The sequence below is a fragment of the Rathayibacter sp. PhB151 genome (assembly GCF_004366415.1).
Lineage (GTDB): Bacteria > Actinomycetota > Actinomycetes > Actinomycetales > Microbacteriaceae > Rathayibacter > Rathayibacter festucae.
This window is the reverse complement of record NZ_SOEN01000007.1, coordinates 1,249,163-1,266,224: the sequence shown is the minus strand read 5'-3', so window position 1 is coordinate 1,266,224 and position 17,062 is coordinate 1,249,163. Positions and strand designations below refer to the sequence as shown.

Below are 17,062 nucleotides of genomic sequence, written 5' to 3'. Positions count from 1 at the left end.
CGTCAGCCCAGCACGTCGCCCAGGTCGTACGCGGTCGGCTGCTCCAGCTGCTCGAAGGTGCACGAGCCGGCGTCGCGGTCCGGCCGCCAGCGCTCGAACTGCACGGTGTGCCGGAACCTCGCCCCCTCCATCTGGTCGTAGCGCACCTCGAGCACCGTCTCCGGCCGCAGCCGCACGAACGAGGTGTCGCGGCTCCCGGAGAAGCGACTGCGCTCGCCGTCGCCGCGCACCGCCTCGCCGTCCGCGTCGCGCTCGACGACGTCGGCGAGCTCCTCGATCAGCTCGACCCGCCGGGCGTCGGTGAAGGCGGAGGCGCCGCCCACCTGCCGCAGCGTCCCGTCGGTGTCGTACAGGCCGAGCAGCAGCGAGCCGAGCCCGGGCTTCGAGGTGTGCTCGCGGTAGCCGATCGCGATCACGTCGGCCGTGCGGTGGTGCTTGATCTTGAGCATCGTCCGCTTGCCCGGCGCGTAGGGCGCGGCCAGCGGCTTGGCGATCACGCCGTCCAGCCCCGCGCCCTCGAACCGCTCCAGCCAGTCGCGGGCGAGCGCCTCGTCGGCGGTGGTCCGGCCCAGGTGCACCGGCGGAGTCACTCCGTCCAGCAGTGCGGCGAGTGCCTCGCGCCGCGCCGAGTACGGCTCGTCGAGCAGGCTCCGGCCGTCCACGGCGAGCAGGTCGAAGGCGACGAGCATCGCCGGGGTCTCGGCCGCGAGCGTCGCGACGCGGCTGGCCGCCGGGTGGATGCGCTGCGAGAGCAGCTCCCAGTCGAGCCGCTGCGCGCCGCCGGGCCCGGTCGCCAGCACGATCTCGCCGTCGAGGACGCAGCCGTCGGGCAGCAGCCGGAGGAACGCCTCGACCAGCTCGGGGAAGTAGCGCGTGAGCGGCTTGGAGCCGCGGCTGCCGATCTCGCAGACCCCGCCGGAGACGGAGACGATCGCCCGGAAGCCGTCCCACTTCGGCTCGTAGGAGTAGCCGCCGTCGACCGCGTCCTGCGCGGGCACCGCGGCGACCGCCTTGGCGAGCATCGGGGCGAGGGGGAGGGGGAACGGGAGGTCCATCCTGCGATCATCCTCGCCGCGGCCGCCCCGGCGCACCCCTCCCGCAGAGGCTCCTCCCCAGGGTCGACCGCGTGACGAACAGATCACAAGCGCCACTCCCGGTACCTCTCGCGCCAGCGGATACGGAAGACTGCGCCTCATGAGCATGTGGGGACAGCACTCCGGAACGCGCGCCAGACCAGACCGATCGGCGCGTCCGCTCCGAAGAGGAGCTGTGACCCTCGAATGTCGGAACGACGCCGGACGGAGCCGCCGCTGATGGCGCGCACCGCCGTCTCGGCCGCCCGGCAGCTGTTCTCGCGCTCGCGGCGCAGCGACTCCCCCGGGGAAGGGGAACCCCCGTACGGAGTCGAACCCGACGTGACCGAGTACCTGCCGGCTCCGGCGCGCGACGAGGAGGCTCCCCGCCGGGACGCCCTCCTCGAGCAGCACGCCCCTCCGGCGCACGCGGATGCCGGGTACGTCTTCGACGTGCCCGCGCCCGCGATCGGCGAGTACTGCGAGCTCGACGCGGACGCTCTCGAATTCCCCCATCCGGGGGTCGCCTCCTTCGTCCCCGATCTCTCGCGCCCGGTCCGCGGCGGAGGATCGCACAGCGCGTTCCGCAGCCCGCCGCCGCCCGCCCCGGCGCCCGCCGCGCCGTCGCCGATGATCGACCTCCCGCGCGACTTCGCGCCCTCCGAGGAGATCGAGGAGTCGCACACCCACGAGCAGCAGGCCGAGGAGTTCGCGCCGCCGGCCCCGCCGTCGCGCTTCGAGCCGCAGCCCGTCGACGCGCAGGTCTTCGACGCGCCGCCGGCACCGCCCGCACCCCCGGCCCCGCCCGTCCTCGCCCCGCCCCTCGCGGAGCAGCCGGTCGAGCCGGCCGCGGAGGAGACCGACGAGACCGAGTGGTCCGGGACCGAGGAGCCCGCGGACCTCGAGTTCGACGGCACCCGTCTCGCCGCTCCCCGGCCGCCCGCGGCTCCGCCCGCCGACGCGCAGCCGGTCGACGCGCAGTTCTTCGAGCCGCCGACCTCCGCGCCGTCCGCCCTCCAGCCGCCGGCCCCGGTCGATGCCGCACCGCCCGTCGCGCCTCCGCTCCCTCCGGCACCGCCCGTCGCACCGCCGCTCCCTCCTGCACCGACCGTCGACGCCGCGCTCCTCCGCGGATTCGCTCTCGCGCCGACCGATGCCGGCGGCCCCGCCCTCGCGCCCGTCATCGGCGAGGTCTGCGAGCTCGACACCGAGCACCTCGAGTTCCCGCACCCGAACGCCGCCTCCTTCGTGCCGGTCCAGGGCCGCAGCCGCGGCGCCTTCGGGCTGCTCCTGCCCGATCCGGCCCGCCGCTCCGCGCCCGTCGAGCCCGAGCAGCACGTCGAGCCCGAGCAGTACGTCGAGCCCGAGCAGTACGTCGAGCCCGAGCAGTACGACGAGCCCGCGCAGTACGGCGAGCCGCAGCAGTACGACGAGCCGGAGCAGTACGACGCACCCGAGCAGTACGCGCAGGAACCCCTCGGCGGACCCGAGCTGCACACCGCCCCGCAGCATCGCACCGAGGACCCAGCCCAGGACCTCTTCGGCGAGCGCTTCCTCGCTCCCGCGCCGTTCCCCGGCCGCAGCGACTCCGACGGTGACGGCCGCGACGACGCCGACCTCTTCCTCGCGCCGCCCGTGCCCGCCACGGCGCACCAGTGGCACGGCGCTCCCGTCTCCGCGGAGGCCGCGGACGACGAGGGCAGCCCCCGCCCCCGCCGGAAGACCGTCCTGATCGTCGCCGGCATCGGCGCCGCCGTGCTGCTCATCGGCGGCGCGCTCGTCGCCGTCCCGCTGATCACGAACGGCGGCGGAGACGGCGGCAGCGCCACCGGCCCCGTCGCGGCCGCCGCTCCCGGCACCACCGAGGCCGCCGTCGCCTGGGTCGCGGACACGATCGACCCCGCCTCGGTGCTCCTGGTGCAGGACGACCTCGTCGGCGACGTCACCGACGCCGGCTTCCCCGCCGACACCGTCGTCTCGGAGTCGACGCTCTCCGCGGCGGCACCCGACTCGGCCTGGCGCGCGGCCGACTACATCCTCGTCACGCCGAGCCTGCGTGCGAGCGCGACCGGCGAGACCGAGACGGCGCTCGACAACTCGGAGGCCGTCGCGAGCTTCGGCAGCGGCGACACCGCCGTGGAGGTGCGCCGCGTCCTCGACCAGGGCACCGACCAGGCCGCCGCCGCGGCCACCGTCCTGACCGCCGCGCGCGCCTCGGCCGGCGGCCAGCTCGCGGCCAACCCCGCGCTGACCACGACCGACGCCGCCCGCGCCCTGCTCGAGGGGGGCCGCGTCGACTCACGGCTCCTCCTCCTGCTCGGCCAGCAGCTCGCCTTCACCCCGCTCTCGGTCGCCGACTTCCCCGTCGGCACCAGCGAGGTCGACGGCGTCCGCCACCGGATGATCCTGTCCGGCTACAACGGCGCCGCGCTCCCGGCCGACGCCGCCGCGCTGCAGAGCGCGACCACCTGGCTCGGCAGCCAGTCGGGCGACTTCGTCCCGACCTCCGTCGAGTCGACCCCCGAGGGTCTCCTCGTCACCCTCGACCTCGATGAGCCGACCGGGCTGCTCCCGGGCGCTCAGTAGCACGACCCACCCGAAGGACCCGCCATGAACCCGATCCGCCCCCTCCGTCTCGCGCGCGCCGCGCTCGCCCTCGCCGCGGTGTCCGCGCTCGCCGCCCTCGGCGCCGCGCCCGCCTCGGCGGCCGAGGCGCCGCCGGCCACCGGCTGGGTGCGGGTCGCGCACCTCTCGCCCGACACCAAGTCGGTCGACGTCACCCTGACCGCCCTCGGCGGCGGCGGGGCGAGCTTCGAGCTCGACGGCGTCGCCTACGGCGCGGTCTCGCCCTACTGGACCCTGCAGCCGGGCACCTACGTCGTTGCGATGGTCCCCTCCGACGCCCCCGAGGGCACCGCCCCGGTCATCGAGCAGTCCGTCGACGTCTCGGCCGGCACCCCGCTGACCGTCGCCGCCCTCGGTCGCAACGCCGTGCTGCGCACCACGGTCTTCACCGACGACCTCACCCCGCCCGCCGACGGCCAGGCCCGGGTCCGCGTCGTCCAGGCGTCGACCACCGCGAGCCAGGTGGACGTCGCCACGACGACCGGCACGCTGCTCGCGACCGGCGCCGCCCAGGGCACCGCCACCGGCTACACCAGCGTCCCCGCCGGCCCGTGGAGCCTCGACCTCTCGGCCGGAGCCGTGACCGCGAAGGCCGACCTCGACCTCGCGCCCGGCTCCGTCGCCTCGCTCTTCGTCCTCGACGACGCCTCGAACGGCCTCGTCGTCTCGCCCGTGCTCGACTCGGCCGCCATCGGCGACCTGCCCACGGGCGGCATCCAGACCGGAGGCGGCGCCACCGCCGTGCACGTCGCCTCCACCACCTCCGCCGCCGCGCCGCTCGTCGACGGACTCCTCGGCGTGCTCTCGGTCCTCGGCGTCTTCGCCGCGGTCGCCGGTGCCCTCGCCCTGATCGCGCGCCGCTCCTCGGTCGGCACCGGCCGAGCGAGCTGATGCGCCGCCTCGCCGGAGCGGGAGCCGCCCTCGCGGCGCTCCTGCTCCTGGCCGGCTGCGCCACCGCGGGGGAGGAGGCCGCCCCCGCGGCGACGCCCGCCTCCTCCGCCGCCCCCGCCACCACGGCGCCGGCCACCCCGTCCCCGGGTGACGCGGGCGCGCTGCAGAACCCGGTCGCCGCCGCCGCTCCCGCCCGCTCGGCGGTCACCCCGGTCCGCGTCGTGATCCCCGCGATCGGCGTCGACTCCACCCTCGAGTCGCTGACCCGCGACGACACCGGCTGGATCCAGCCGCCCGTCCAGGTCGACGAGGCCGGCTGGTACCGGGACGGCGTCGTCCCCGGCGACGTCGGCCCCTCCGTCATCGCGGGTCACGTGGACTCGCGGATCGGCCCCGGCGTCTTCCTGGACCTCACGGCCCTCGTCCCCGGCGACACGGTCGACGTGATCCTGTCCGACGGCAGCACGCGCACCTTCTCCGTCACCGGCTCCGTCTCGGTGCCCAAGGAGGACTTCCCGACCGAGGACGTCTACGGCCCGAGCCCCACTCCGCAGCTGCGGCTGATCACCTGCGGGGGAGTGTTCGACGACTCCTACGGCCACTACGTCGACAACGTCGTCGTCTCGGCCGACCGCATCGCCTGACGGTCCGCCGTGACGGCGCCCGACTCGGAGGCGGCGTGCCGTTTCGAGGCGTAGCGTCGAAGACTATGAGCACCTCTTGGAAGCGCTGGGTCCCCGCCGCCGCCGTCCCCCTGGTCGTCGTCGCCGCGGCCGTCACCCTGCCCCTGTCCGCGAGCGCGGCCGGGGACCTCCCGGAGAAGTCCGCCGCCGACCTCCTGACCTTCGTCGCCGAGAGCGACACCACCGCCTTCTCAGGCGAGGTCCAGCAGACCTCCGCCCTCGGGCTCCCCGACCTCTCCGCGCTCGGCAGCACCGGCTCCGGTGCGCAGGGCGCGGACGACGCCTCGGCGACGAGCGCGCTGATGGAGATCGCGACCGGCTCGCACCAGGCCCGCGTCTTCGTCGACGCCGAGCACGGCGCGCGCCTGCAGGTCCTCGACCGCCTCGCCGAGCGCGACGTCGTCGCCACGAAGGCCGACGGCCTCTGGATCTACGACTCCGCCGAGAACTCCGCGACCCACCTGCTGCCGCCCACCGGCGACACGTCCGCGCCGCCGACCGAGGCTCCCGCCGGCGAGATCCCGACCCCTTCCTCGGTCGCCGAGCAGCTGCTCGCCTCGATCGACCCGACGACCACCGTCGCCGTCGGCTCCGACGTCCGCGTCGCCGGCCGCGACGCCTACGAGCTCGTGCTCACTCCGCGCGACAGCAGCACCCTCGTCGGCTCGGTCACCGTCTCGATCGACGGCGAGACCGGCCTGCCCCTCGGCGTGGCCGTCACTCCCGTCGGCGGTACCGCGCCCGCCTTCAGCGTCGCCTACACGAGCATCGACGTCTCGGCGCCCGACGCCGCGATGTTCTCCTTCACGCCGCCCGTCGGCGCGGAGGTCACCGAGAAGGCCGCACCGACGCACGAGGAGGACGCCTCCGCCGACGCCACCGACGTCCCGGCCGCGCCCGAGGGCGACTCCGGCGTCACCACCACCGGCACCGGCTGGGGCTCGATCGTCGAGCTGCCGTCCGGCGACGCCGAGTCGCTCGCCCAGCTGAACGCCGTGACCACGGCCGTCGACGGCGGCCGGGTGCTCTCCTCCGCCCTGTTCACGGTGCTCTTCACCGACGACGGTCGCGTCCTCGCGGGCGCTGTCCCGGTCGACGCGCTGACCGCCGCCGCCGGTCGGTGACGACCGGAGAGCTCGCGGTCGAGACCCGGGGCCTCACCAAGCGCTTCGGGCGCCAGGAGGCGGTGTCGGGTCTCGACCTCGCCGTCCCGCGCGGCGCCGTCTTCGGCTTCCTCGGGCCCAATGGCTCGGGCAAGACCACGACCATCCGGATGCTCCTCGCCCTGGCCGCACCGACCGAGGGCGACATCACCGTCCTCGGCACGGCGATGCCGCGCGGCGCCGCGGAGGTGCTGCCGCGGGTCGGCGCGCTCGTCGAGGGGCCGGGCTTCTACCCGTTCCTCTCCGGCCGTGCCAACCTCCGCCGCTTCGATGCGGCCGAGGCCGGCACCTCCGCGCTCAGCCGCGACAGCCGGGCGGAGGAGGCGCTCGCCCGCGTCGGCCTCTCCGCCGCGGCCGGCAAGAAGGTCGGCTCCTACTCGCTCGGGATGAAGCAGCGCCTGGGCATCGCCGTCGCCCTGCTCTCGCCGCGCGACCTGATCGTCCTGGACGAGCCGACCAACGGGCTCGACCCGCAGGGCACCCGCGAGGTCCGCTCGCTCGTGCGCAGCCTCAACGCCGACGGCACGACGGTCCTCGTCTCCAGCCACCTGCTCGCCGAGATCGAGCAGCTCTGCACGCACGCCGCCGTGATGCGCACCGGACGCCTCGTCGCGCAGGGCGGGCTCGACGAGCTCCGCGGCGATGCGGCCTCCCTCGAGCTGCTGACGCCCGATGTCGTCGACGCGCAGCGCGCCCTCGTCGAGCTCGGGCTCGCGCCGCGGCTCATCCCCGCCGAGCACCCGATCGATCCGCCGCTGGTGGTCGCCGCGATGCCCGCGAGTGCCGCTCCGGAGTCCGTGGTCGCGTCCCTCGTCACCGCGGGCGTCCGCGTGCGCGGCTTCTCCGTCCGCCGCCCCTCGCTCGAGGAGCGCTTCGTCCAGCTCACCGGGGAGGGCTTCGATGTCGAGCGCTGAGACCACCGCCGCCGCCGCCCCCGCCCGCACCGGGCGCAGCCTCGGCATCGGCTCGCTCCTCGTCTCCGAGCTGGCGCTGCTCTTCCGGCGCCGCCGCACCTGGGCGCTACTCGCCGCCCTCGCGGCCATCCCGATCCTGCTGGCGGTCGCCGTGCGGCTGTCCGGCGGCGACGGCGGCGGCCCCTCGTTCGTCGGCGCGATCGCCGGCAACGGCCTGTTCACCGGCTTCGCGGCGATCACGGTCGCGGTCCCGCTCTTCCTGCCGCTGACCGTCGGCGTCGTCGCGGGCGACGCGATCGCGGGGGAGGCGTCGCTCGGCACCCTGCGCTACCTGCTGGTCAGCCCGGTCGGCCGGATCCGGCTGCTCGCAGTCAAGTTCGCCGCCGCGATCGCGTTCTGCCTCGCCGCGGCGCTGACCGTGATGGTCGTCGGCATCCTGATCGGCCTGGCGCTCTTCCCGGCCGGCCCGGTCACCCTGCTCTCGGGCACGACCGTCCCGCTCGCGGACGCCGTCGGCCGCGCGCTCGCGATCGCGGTCTACGCGGCGCTCTCGCTGGTCGGCCTCGCGGCGATCGGCCTGTTCATCTCGACCCTCACCGACGTCCCGGTCGGCGCGATGGCCGCCACGGTGGTCGTCTCGATCGCGGCGCAGATCGTCGGCTCGCTCTCGCAGCTCGACGCCCTGCACCCGTTCCTGTTCACCGACCGCTGGTTCGACTTCGCCGACCTGCTCCGCGATCCGATCGCCTGGAGCTCGTTCGGCGAGAACGCGCTCCTGCAGCTCGCCTACGTCGCCGTCTTCGGCTCGCTGGCCATCGCGCGCTTCACCACCCGCGACGTCCTGTCCTGAGCCGCGCCGTCCACGGCGATCCGCCGCAGCTCGAACGACCGAGGCCGCCCGCCCGCTGAATGCGGGAAGGGCGGCCTCGGTCGTTCCGGCGGCGGGCGTCAGGCCTGCGGCGTGATGCCGAAGGTGACGGAGCCGCCCTCGTCCACCTGCGCGTCGAGCACCTTGTCGCCGAGGGCCACGGAGGCGGCGACGTCGAGGAAGACCCGCGCGCCGTCCTGCTCCACGACCGCATCGGTGGTCTCCGGGGCCGGCGCGACGGCGACGGCGAAGTTGCGGGCGTCGAGGTCGTCGCCGCTGATGCGGAGTCCACCCTCGACGGGGGTCTCGGTCTGACCGGTGATGGTCTTGACGACGGTGCTGGCGTTGTCGGTGAGCGTGAGCATCGGGTCGTTCCTTCCGTCCGTGATCGATGAGGGAGCCACGATGCCGAGATCATCGGCCCGTCTCAACCCGGAGCCGCGGACGTGGAGGGGATGCACACCTCCGCGCCCGTCGCAGCAAGCTGCGGCAAGTTTTGCCTTGACGCGGAAAGTTGCCGCAAGCTACCGTGGCCGTCACGCGCAGCCGCGCTCTCGACGACGAGAAAAGGACGACCCCGATGAGCTTCCCCGCCCGCCGCGTCACCCTCAGCGACGTCGCCGCGGCGACCGGCGTCTCCGTCGGCACCGTCTCGAAGGCGCTGAACAACCGCGGCCAGCTGAGCGGCGACACCCGCGGGCGGATCCTCGCCGCCGCCGCCGAGCTCGGCTTCGCGCTGCCGGCCGCCGCGAGCGGGCCGGTCCCGGAGCAGCGGGTGCTCACCATCGGCCTGGTGACCTCCGACGACATCGGCCGCTTCAGCATCCCGGTGATGTGGGGGCTCGAGGACGCCTTCCCCGCCGAGCAGGCCTCGGTGCTGCTGAGCAACTCCCGCGGCGACCGGGTCCGCGAGCGGCACTGCGTCGAGATCCTCGCGGCCCGCGGGGTCGACGCGATCGTCGTGATGACCAACCTCACCGGTCCGCGACCGGCGCTGCCCGCGACCAGCGTGCCGATCGTCTACGTGATGGGCTCCTCCGACGACTCGGCCGACATGTCGGTCGTCGTCGACCAGACCCAGGGCATCCTGCTCGCCCTCGAGCACGTCGCCGCGCTCGGCCGCCGCGACATCGCCTACGTCGCCGGGCCCCGGCTCGACTACTCCGCCCGGATCCGCGCCGAGGCGGTCCAGGAGCACGCGCCCTCCTTCGGCCTCCGCCTGGTCGGCGACCGCTCGCTCTACGGCAACTGGACCGAGACCTGGGGTCGCCAGGCCGCGCAGATGCTGCGCCAGCGGGTCGAGCCGGTCGACGCGGTGCTCTGCGGCAGCGACGAGATCGCCCGCGGCGTCGCGGACGGCCTGCGCGAGGCCGGCGTGAGCGTGCCGCACGACGTCGCGATCGTCGGCTTCGACAACTGGGCCGCCGCGGCGTTGAACTCCCGCCCCGCCCTCACCACCGTCGACATGAACCTCGAGGAGCTCGGCCGCGCGGCCGGCGCCCGCGCGCTGGAGGCCATCGACGGCCGCCCGCGCGCCGGGATCGAGGCGCATCCCTGCCAGCTGATCGTGCGCGACTCCACCTGACCCGCCGCACGCACCCGACCGCCCGCACCGACCGCCCGCACCGACCAATGACGAGGGACCGACGATGCACTCTCCTCTCCGCCTGCTCGACCCGCACCTGCCCGACCTGACCCGCCGCCGCGCGCTCGCCCTCGGCGGCGCGGGTCTCGCGGCCGCACTCGGCCTGACCGGCTGCTCCGCCGTGCTGCCCGAGGCAGACGTCTCGGCGCCCTCGTTCGCCGCCGCCCCGAGCGGCACGATCCGCTTCTGGTGCCGCAGCGTCGCCTTCACGCCCGCCCAGGCGATCGTCGAGAAGTACCACGCGGCGCAGAGCGCGGTCCGGGTCGAGCTGACCGTGCTGCCCGAGGGGCAGATGGTCACCAAGCTCGCCACGGCGATCCGCGCGAACGCCGTGCCCGACGTCGTCGCTCCCGACTCCGTCACCACGCCGGTCTTCAGCTCCCGCGAGGCGCTGACCGACCTCACCCCGCTGATCGAGGCGCTGCCCTACGCCGACCGGCTCAACCGGCCGCTGCTCGACGTCGCCTCCTTCGACGGCAAGGTCTACGGCCTGCCCGCGCTCTCCAACGTCTCGCAGCTGTTCTGGAACAAGCGGCTCTACGAGCAGGCCGGCCTCGACCCGGAGCAGGGCCCGACCGACTTCGACCAGTACCTCACCCACGCGCGGGCGCTCCAGCAGCTCGACGGCGTCTCCGGAGTGACCTTCACCGGCAACTCCGCCGGCATCCTCGGCTACGTCGTCCAGCCGCACTTCTGGGCCGATGAGAGCCCCTTCTACGACGGCGTCGTCGGCCGCCAGCGCGCGACCGTCTCCGGCAACGAGCCGCTGCGGCGCACCCTCGAGCTCTACCGCACCTTCGCGCAGGAGGGCCTCGCCCAGCCCGGCGTCTCCGCCGACAGCGGCACGGCCTGGGGCAAGGACTTCCTCGACGGCACCGTCGGCCTCTTCCCCGGCTCCTACGACCTCATCGTCGGCGGAGCGACCCCGGAGTTCCTCGGCGACCTCGGCGTCAGCGCGTTCCCCGGCCCTGACGGCGGCGTCTCGCAGTTCTCCGGCGGCGCGGTGCTCTCCATCCCGCGCGGCGCGCGGAACCCCGAGGCGGCCTGGGACTTCATGCGCTTCGTCACCGAGCTCGAGCAGCAGTCCGAGCTCGCCGCGCTCGGCTGGTACCCGGTGCGCGACGACGTGCTCCAGACCGGCTTCGTCGACGACTTCCCGCTGATGGTCCCCGGCATGGAGCGGATGAACGAGGGCTTCGCCGCCCCGACCACCCTGTACACCCAGCTCACCAACACCGTGCAGTCCCCGTGGCTCGCGATGTTCCGCGGCGCGGTCTTCGGCGACGACGACCTCGACGCGGTCCTCGACCGCGGCCAGGAGGAGACGGCCCGCGTCCTGGAGGTGAACCAGGCATGAGCGTCGCCCTCGGCACGAAGGACGCCCGCACCGGGCTCCTGATGATCCTGCCCGCCCTGGTCCTCGTCGTCGTCTTCGTCGTCGTACCGCTGATCTTCGCGGTGGTGATCTCGGTGACGGACTGGCCGCTGGTCGGCACCGTCGGCTTCGTCGGCTTCGACAACTACGCGACCGCCTTCTCGGACACCACGTTCTGGGCGTCCGTGCTCTACACGCTCGGCTTCGCCGTCGTCTCGACGCTGCTGGGCATCGTCGTCGGCTACCTGCTCGCCGTGCTGGTGCGCTCCAACCGGCGCGGGGCGGGGATCATCCGCACGGCCGTCTTCGTGCCCTACGTGATCGGCCTCACCTCGCTGAGCTTCGTCGCCCTGCTCGAGTTCCGCCCCGACAGCGGCGCGCTCGACCAGGTGCTGATGGCCGTCGGCCTGACCGACGCGCCCACCGCCTGGCTGCTCGACGCGACGAGCGCGACGACGCTGATCGTCCTCCTCGGCGCCTACGTCGGCTCCGGCTTCACGATGATCGTCCTGATGTCGGGCATGCAGGGGATCGACGACGCGCTCTACGAGTCCGCGGCCATCGACGGCGCCGGCCGCTGGAAGCAGGAGTTCCTGGTGACGGTGCCGCTGGTGAAGCGCTACCTCGGGCTGCTCAGCGTGCTCGGCTTCGTCGGCGCGATCCTCGCCTTCACCCAGTTCTACGTGATCACGGGCGGCGGGCCGGGCACCGGCACCCTCACCGTGATGCTCTACGTCTACAACAAGGCCTTCGGCGATCTGCAGGTCGGCTACGCGACCGCGCTGTCGTTCGTGGTGGTCGTCATCGCCGCCGCGCTGACCCTGCTCCAGTTCCGCGTGATGAAGGACGACTGATGCCCACCCGCACTCCGACACCCACCCGCACTACGACACCCACCGCGGCCCCGGTGCCGGCCCGCCGCCGCAGCACCCCCGCCGCCCGGCTCCGCACCGTCCTCTACGTCGTGCTCGGCACGCTGGTCTCGGTCGCGTTCGTCGCGCCCGTCGCCTGGTCGATCCTGCGCTCGTTCCAGCCCGGCGCGCAGATCGTCGCGCCCGCCGCCGAGCAGTCCTTCTCGGACCTGACCCTCGACAACTACACCGGCCTTCTCGGCTCGATCGGCGCGGGCACCTACATCGTCAACTCGCTGATCATCGCCCTCGGCACCGCCGTGCTCAGCGTGGTCGTGACCACCCTCGCCGCCTACGCGCTGGTGCTCTTCCCGTTCCGCGGCTCGAACGTCGCGTTCGGCCTGATCCTGCTGACGATGATGGTGCCGTTCCAGGCGGTGCTGACCCCACTCTTCCTCGAGATGAACGCGCTCGGCCTCACCGACACCCACCTCGGGATCATCCTCTTCTACCTCACCTTCAACCTGCCGTTCGGGGTGTTCCTGATGCGCAACTCCTTCGCGCAGATCCCGCGCGAGGTCACCGAGGCCGCGCGGATCGACGGGGCCGGGCCGTTCCGCATCCTCTTCTCGGTGCTGCGGCCGATGATCGTCCCGGGCGTCGCGACGGTCTTCCTCTTCGCCTTCCTCGGCGCCTGGAGCGACTTCCTCGGCGCGCTGACCTTCCTCACCCGGCAGGACCTCTTCACGCTGCCGGTCGCCATCCAGAACATCTCCTCCGGCGCCTTCGGCCAGACCGACTTCGGCTACGTCATCGCCGGCGCGGTGCTGCTGATGATCCCGTGCCTGCTGCTCTACGCCGCCATCCAGAAGTACTACGTCCGCGGTCTCGTCGCGGGCGCCGTCAAGGGCTGAGAGGTCTCCCGTTGCCCCGCACCGCCCCCGCCGTCCGCCCCGTCCGCCGCTTCCCGCTGCGCTCCGTCCGCCTGCTGCCGAGCGCCTTCGCCGACGCCCAGGCCACGGGCCTGCGCTACCTCCTCGCGCTCGACCCCGACCGCCTGCTCGCGCCGTTCCTGCGCGAGGCCGGCCTGCCCGCGGCGGAGGGCTACGGCAACTGGGAGGCGGACGGGCTCGACGGGCACGTCGGCGGTCACGCGCTCTCGGCGAGCGCCGTGATGCTCGCGGCCACCGGCGACGAGGCCGCGCGCGAGCGGATGGAGACCCTCCTCGACGGATTCGAGCGGGCCCAGGACGCGGTCGGCACCGGCTACCTCGGCGGCGTGCCCGGCGGAGGCGCCCTGGGCGAGGAGCTGGCGCGCGGCGAGGTCGACGCCGACCTCTTCACCCTCAACGGCCGGTGGGTGCCGCTGTACAACCTGCACAAGACGCTCTCGGGCCTGCTCGACGCCGCGTCCTACGGCGGCTCGGAGCGGGCGCTCGCGATGGCCGTGCGCTTCGCGGACTGGTGGCTCGGCGTCTCCGCCGGGCTCGACGACGAGGCGTTCGAGGCGATGCTGCACGCCGAGTTCGGCGGGATGAACGAGGCGTTCGCCGATCTCGCGGAGCAGGTGGTCGCCGCGGACCCCGGCGACTCCGAGCGCGCCGCCGCCTACCGCGCCGAGGCCGCGCGCTTCTCGCACCGCGCGCTGCTCGACCCGCTGCTCGAGCGGCGCGACGCGCTCGACGGGCTGCACGCGAACACCCAGATCCCGAAGGCGGTCGGCTACGCGCGCCTCGGCGGCGAGCAGCTGCCGGCGGCGCGCTTCTTCTGGGAGCGGGTCACCGGCGAGCGCACCGTCGCGATCGGCGGCAACAGCGTGCGCGAGCACTTCCACCGCGCGAGCGACTTCACGCCGATGATCCTCGACCGCGAGGGCCCCGAGACCTGCAACACCGCCAACATGATCGAGCTGAGCGGCGTCCTCTTCGAGGCGGACGGCGACGAGCGCTACCTCGACTACGTCGAGCGCGCGCAGTGCAACCACCTGCTCTCCTCGCAGCACCCCGACGGCGGCTTCGTCTACTTCACCCCGCTGCGCCCGGCGCACTACCGGGTCTACTCCGCGCCGCACGAGGGCATGTGGTGCTGCGTGGGCACGGGGCTCGAGAACCACGCCCGCTACGGCGAGCTGATCTACGCCCTCGTCGGCGACGAGGCGCGCGACGGTGACCGCGCACGGACCGATGACGACCTGCTGATCGCCCTCTACCTGCCCTCGACCCTCGACGACCCGGAGCACGGGCTGCGCGCGCGGATCGACACCGCCTTCCCGCACGCCGACGACGTGACGATCACCGTCGACCTGGAGCGCGCCGGCGCCGTGCGGCTCCGTCGGCCGTCGTGGGCGGAGTCGATGACCGTGACGGTCGACGGCGCAGCGCTCGACACCGTCGCCGTCGAGGGCTTCGTCCGCACCGCCGTCCTCGAGCCCGGCCGCCACGAGATCCGGGTCGTCTTCGCGCTCGGCCTCCGCGCCGAGCCGCTGCCCGACGGCTCCGCCTGGTCGGCGTTCTCCTACGGCCCGGTCGTGCTCGCGGCCCGGACCGACGACGCCGACCTCGACGGGCTGATCGCCGACGGCCGGCGGATGGCGCACGTGGCCGCGGGCCCGCTCCGCGACCTCGCCGCGACGCCGGTCGTGACCGGGGGAGTCGGCGCCGTCGTCCTCCTCGACCGCGCGACCCTGACCGCGGAGCTCCGCACCGACGCCGGCCCGGTGCGCCTCGAGCCGTTCTCCGGACTGCACGACAGCCGCTACACGCTCTACTGGCCCACCGGCTCCGACGCCGCCGCGCGCCGGGCCGAGCTCGCCGCGCTCGACCGCGAGGCCGCCTCCGCAGCCGCGGTGATCGACTCCGTGACCGCGGGCGAGCAGCAGCCCGAGTCGGACCACGCCTTCGTCGGGCACCGCAGCCGCGCGGGCGGCGCCGACGGCGTGCACTGGCGCAGCGCCGAGGGCCCGGACGGCTGGTTCGGCTACACCCTCGTCGATCCGTCGCAGCGCGCCGCGGTGCTCCGCGTCCTGCTGCGCGACCGCGACGGCGGCGGCGAGCACGAGCTCCGGATCGACGGCCGCCCGCTGGGTGAGCCGCTCGCCGTCCGGACGCTCGACGACGCCGTCGAGGTGGAGTACGCGATCACCCCGTCGACGGGTGAGGACGGCGTCGTCGAGGTCACCCTGCACGCCGTCGGACCCGGGCCGACGGGAGCGCTGCTCGCGGTGTCCCTGCTGGCGGGGTCTGCGGCAGCGGGGGAGTAGAGCGATCCGGCGCGTCCGCGCCCTGCGAGACTGTCCGGATGCACCCCGCCGATGCCTGCCCGTGCGGAAGCCGCCGCCACTACGCCGACTGCTGCCGCCCCGCCCACCTCGGCGAGACGCCCTCGCCGACCGCGGAGCGCCTGATGCGCAGCCGCTACAGCGCGAACGTCCTCGGCAGCGCCGGCTACCTGCTGTCCAGCTGGCACCCGTCCACCCGCCCGAAGCGGGTCGATCTGGACGACGACGTCCGCTGGCGGCGCCTGCAGATCGTCGACACCTCCTTCGGCGGCGAGGACGACGCGGAGGGCCTCGTCGAGTTCCGCGCCTCCTACCGCTCGTCCGAGGGGCCGGGGCTCGTGCACGAGCGCAGCCGCTTCCTCCGCGAGGACGGCCGCTGGTACTACGTCGACGGCGATCTGCTCGGCGACGGATCCTGACCACCCCGGCCGTTCGGAGCGCGAGCGGCCTACCCTGGGGAGATGGCCAAGGACTTCCGCCGGGCGGACCACGCGTCCCGCTACGAGCTGCACCAGGACGGGGCGCTCGTCGGCGTCCTCGACTTCCACGAGAACGACGAGAGCGTCTCGCTCGTGCGCTCCTTCACCTCGCCGCCGCACCGCGGCCAGGGGCTGGCCGGCGAGCTGGTCACCTTCGCCGTCGACGACATCGAGGCGTCGAGCGGCCGCAGCATCGTGCCGATGTGCTGGTACGTCGGCCAGTGGTTCGACCAGCACCCCGAGCGGGCGCACCTGCTCACCCGCGGCGCGCAGGCGTAGGCCGAGGCTCTAGGTCCTGACGATCGGCTCGACCCCGGCGAGGTCGGGCCCGAGCCCGATGTCCACGAGCCGGATCCGGCCGACGTAGGACCGCGCGGGCTCGAGCAGCAGCCCTGCCTTGATCGCCCCGAAGGTCACGGTCACGTCGGCGGGCAGGACGGTCTCGTCCGGTACCGCGCCGTCGTCGGGCCCGATCCCGCTCGGCAGATCGACGGCGACCACGACGGGCGCGTCCTCGCGTCGTCCGAGCGCCTCGATCACCGTCGCCACCACCTCGCGCGGCCGCCCGCGCAGCGCCGGCTCCGCCGTGCCGATGCCGAGGATGCCGTCCACGATCACGTCCGCGCGGGCGACCGCCGCTGCGAGGGCGGCCGGATCGTCGGCGGCCACGCGGCCGCAGCCGTCGTCCAGCGCGACGGCGAGTCCGCGCTGATGCGCCCGGTCGGCGGTCAGCACGAGCGACACGTCGCTGCCGGAGGAGGAGATCTCGGCCGCCGCGTACAGGGCGTCCCCGCCGTTGTTCCCCGGCCCGACCAGCACGAGCACGCTGCCCGCGCCGCGCCTGTCCCTGCGCGCGCCGAGCGCGGCCCGCAGCTCGCGCGCGAGCCCGTCCGCTGCCCGCTGCATCAGCGGCTCGCGTCGCGCCAGGTGCGGCGCCTCGGCGGCCCGCACCTGCGCGGAGGAGTATCCCTCGGCCATCCCTCCACTGTGCGCCCCGCCCGCCCCCACGGCAACCGCCCCCACCTGATTCGGAGCCCCGCCCGAGGCGCGCAGGGTGTCCGCCTCACGCTGGTCGACCAGCCCGAGTCGTGCTGGTCGAGCAGCCCGAGTCATGCTGGGCGAGCAGCCCGACCCATGCTGGTCGAGTAGCCCCGCGGGGGCGTATCGAGACCCACCGTCACCAGAAGGACGGGTCTGCAGACAGATCGACTGACGCTG

At 74.3% G+C, this 17,062-nt stretch carries 16 protein-coding genes; 13 read left to right on the top strand and 3 right to left on the bottom strand.

Annotated elements, in window-relative coordinates; genetic code table 11:
- Window positions 1-2: 2 nt before the first annotated feature.
- Complete coding sequence (locus tag EDF35_RS13410) at window positions 3-1,055, bottom strand: ATP-dependent DNA ligase (protein ID WP_133962640.1); 1,053 nt, start codon at window positions 1,053-1,055, stop codon at window positions 3-5.
- A gap of 225 nt (window positions 1,056-1,280) precedes the next feature.
- On the opposite strand from EDF35_RS13410, the gene EDF35_RS13405 reads away from it, so the two are divergent.
- From EDF35_RS13405 to EDF35_RS13380, 6 genes are all read left to right on the top strand, one after another.
- Window positions 1,281-3,659, top strand: coding sequence for a hypothetical protein (locus EDF35_RS13405; protein ID WP_166674103.1), 2,379 nt, complete (start codon window positions 1,281-1,283; stop codon window positions 3,657-3,659).
- A gap of 24 nt (window positions 3,660-3,683) precedes the next feature.
- Window positions 3,684-4,589, top strand: coding sequence for a DUF4397 domain-containing protein (locus EDF35_RS13400; RefSeq protein ID WP_123446091.1), 906 nt, complete (start codon window positions 3,684-3,686; stop codon window positions 4,587-4,589).
- Window positions 4,589-5,233: a class F sortase gene (locus EDF35_RS13395; RefSeq protein WP_133962638.1), complete on the top strand. Its 645-nt coding sequence runs from the start codon at window positions 4,589-4,591 to the stop codon at window positions 5,231-5,233. Before EDF35_RS13400 ends, EDF35_RS13395 begins: the two co-directional genes overlap by 1 nt.
- 65 nt (window positions 5,234-5,298) lie before the next feature.
- On the top strand, window positions 5,299-6,396 hold the full coding sequence (locus tag EDF35_RS13390) for a hypothetical protein (RefSeq protein ID WP_133962637.1): 1,098 nt from the start codon (window positions 5,299-5,301) through the stop codon (window positions 6,394-6,396).
- Entirely contained in the window at window positions 6,393-7,349 is a 957-nt protein-coding gene (locus tag EDF35_RS13385) for an ABC transporter ATP-binding protein (RefSeq protein ID WP_133962636.1), read from the top strand. Before EDF35_RS13390 ends, EDF35_RS13385 begins: the two co-directional genes overlap by 4 nt.
- Window positions 7,336-8,199: an ABC transporter permease subunit gene (locus EDF35_RS13380; protein WP_133962635.1), complete on the top strand. Its 864-nt coding sequence runs from the start codon at window positions 7,336-7,338 to the stop codon at window positions 8,197-8,199. Before EDF35_RS13385 ends, EDF35_RS13380 begins: the two co-directional genes overlap by 14 nt.
- 98 nt (window positions 8,200-8,297) lie before the next feature.
- Here EDF35_RS13380 and EDF35_RS13375 read toward each other — a convergent pair whose 3' ends face one another.
- Complete coding sequence (locus EDF35_RS13375) at window positions 8,298-8,582, bottom strand: hypothetical protein (protein WP_133962634.1); 285 nt, start codon at window positions 8,580-8,582, stop codon at window positions 8,298-8,300.
- Window positions 8,583-8,797: 215 nt separating this feature from the next.
- Here EDF35_RS13375 and EDF35_RS13370 point away from each other — a divergent pair, with 215 nt between their 5' ends.
- From EDF35_RS13370 to EDF35_RS13340, 7 genes are all read left to right on the top strand, one after another.
- Entirely contained in the window at window positions 8,798-9,802 is a 1,005-nt protein-coding gene (locus EDF35_RS13370; protein WP_133962633.1) for a LacI family DNA-binding transcriptional regulator, read from the top strand.
- 64 nt (window positions 9,803-9,866) lie between these two features.
- On the top strand, window positions 9,867-11,219 hold the full coding sequence (locus EDF35_RS13365) for a sugar ABC transporter substrate-binding protein (RefSeq protein WP_133962632.1): 1,353 nt from the start codon (window positions 9,867-9,869) through the stop codon (window positions 11,217-11,219).
- Complete coding sequence (locus EDF35_RS13360) at window positions 11,216-12,091, top strand: sugar ABC transporter permease (RefSeq protein ID WP_133962631.1); 876 nt, start codon at window positions 11,216-11,218, stop codon at window positions 12,089-12,091. Before EDF35_RS13365 ends, EDF35_RS13360 begins: the two co-directional genes overlap by 4 nt.
- Window positions 12,091-13,002 (top strand): carbohydrate ABC transporter permease, encoded by a 912-nt coding sequence (locus EDF35_RS13355; protein ID WP_133962630.1) that lies wholly within the window; start codon window positions 12,091-12,093, stop codon window positions 13,000-13,002. The genes EDF35_RS13360 and EDF35_RS13355 overlap by 1 nt, the downstream gene beginning before the upstream one ends.
- 11 nt (window positions 13,003-13,013) lie before the next feature.
- Window positions 13,014-15,347: a beta-L-arabinofuranosidase domain-containing protein gene (locus EDF35_RS13350; protein WP_133962629.1), complete on the top strand. Its 2,334-nt coding sequence runs from the start codon at window positions 13,014-13,016 to the stop codon at window positions 15,345-15,347.
- Window positions 15,348-15,385: 38 nt separating this feature from the next.
- On the top strand, window positions 15,386-15,784 hold the full coding sequence (locus tag EDF35_RS13345; protein WP_123446101.1) for a YchJ family protein: 399 nt from the start codon (window positions 15,386-15,388) through the stop codon (window positions 15,782-15,784).
- A gap of 42 nt (window positions 15,785-15,826) precedes the next feature.
- Window positions 15,827-16,123 (top strand): GNAT family N-acetyltransferase, encoded by a 297-nt coding sequence (locus tag EDF35_RS13340; protein WP_133962628.1) that lies wholly within the window; start codon window positions 15,827-15,829, stop codon window positions 16,121-16,123.
- Between the two features lie 9 nt (window positions 16,124-16,132).
- Here EDF35_RS13340 and EDF35_RS13335 read toward each other — a convergent pair whose 3' ends face one another.
- Window positions 16,133-16,822: an NAD(P)H-hydrate epimerase gene (locus EDF35_RS13335; RefSeq protein WP_133962627.1), complete on the bottom strand. Its 690-nt coding sequence runs from the start codon at window positions 16,820-16,822 to the stop codon at window positions 16,133-16,135.
- Window positions 16,823-17,062 lie beyond the last annotated feature (240 nt).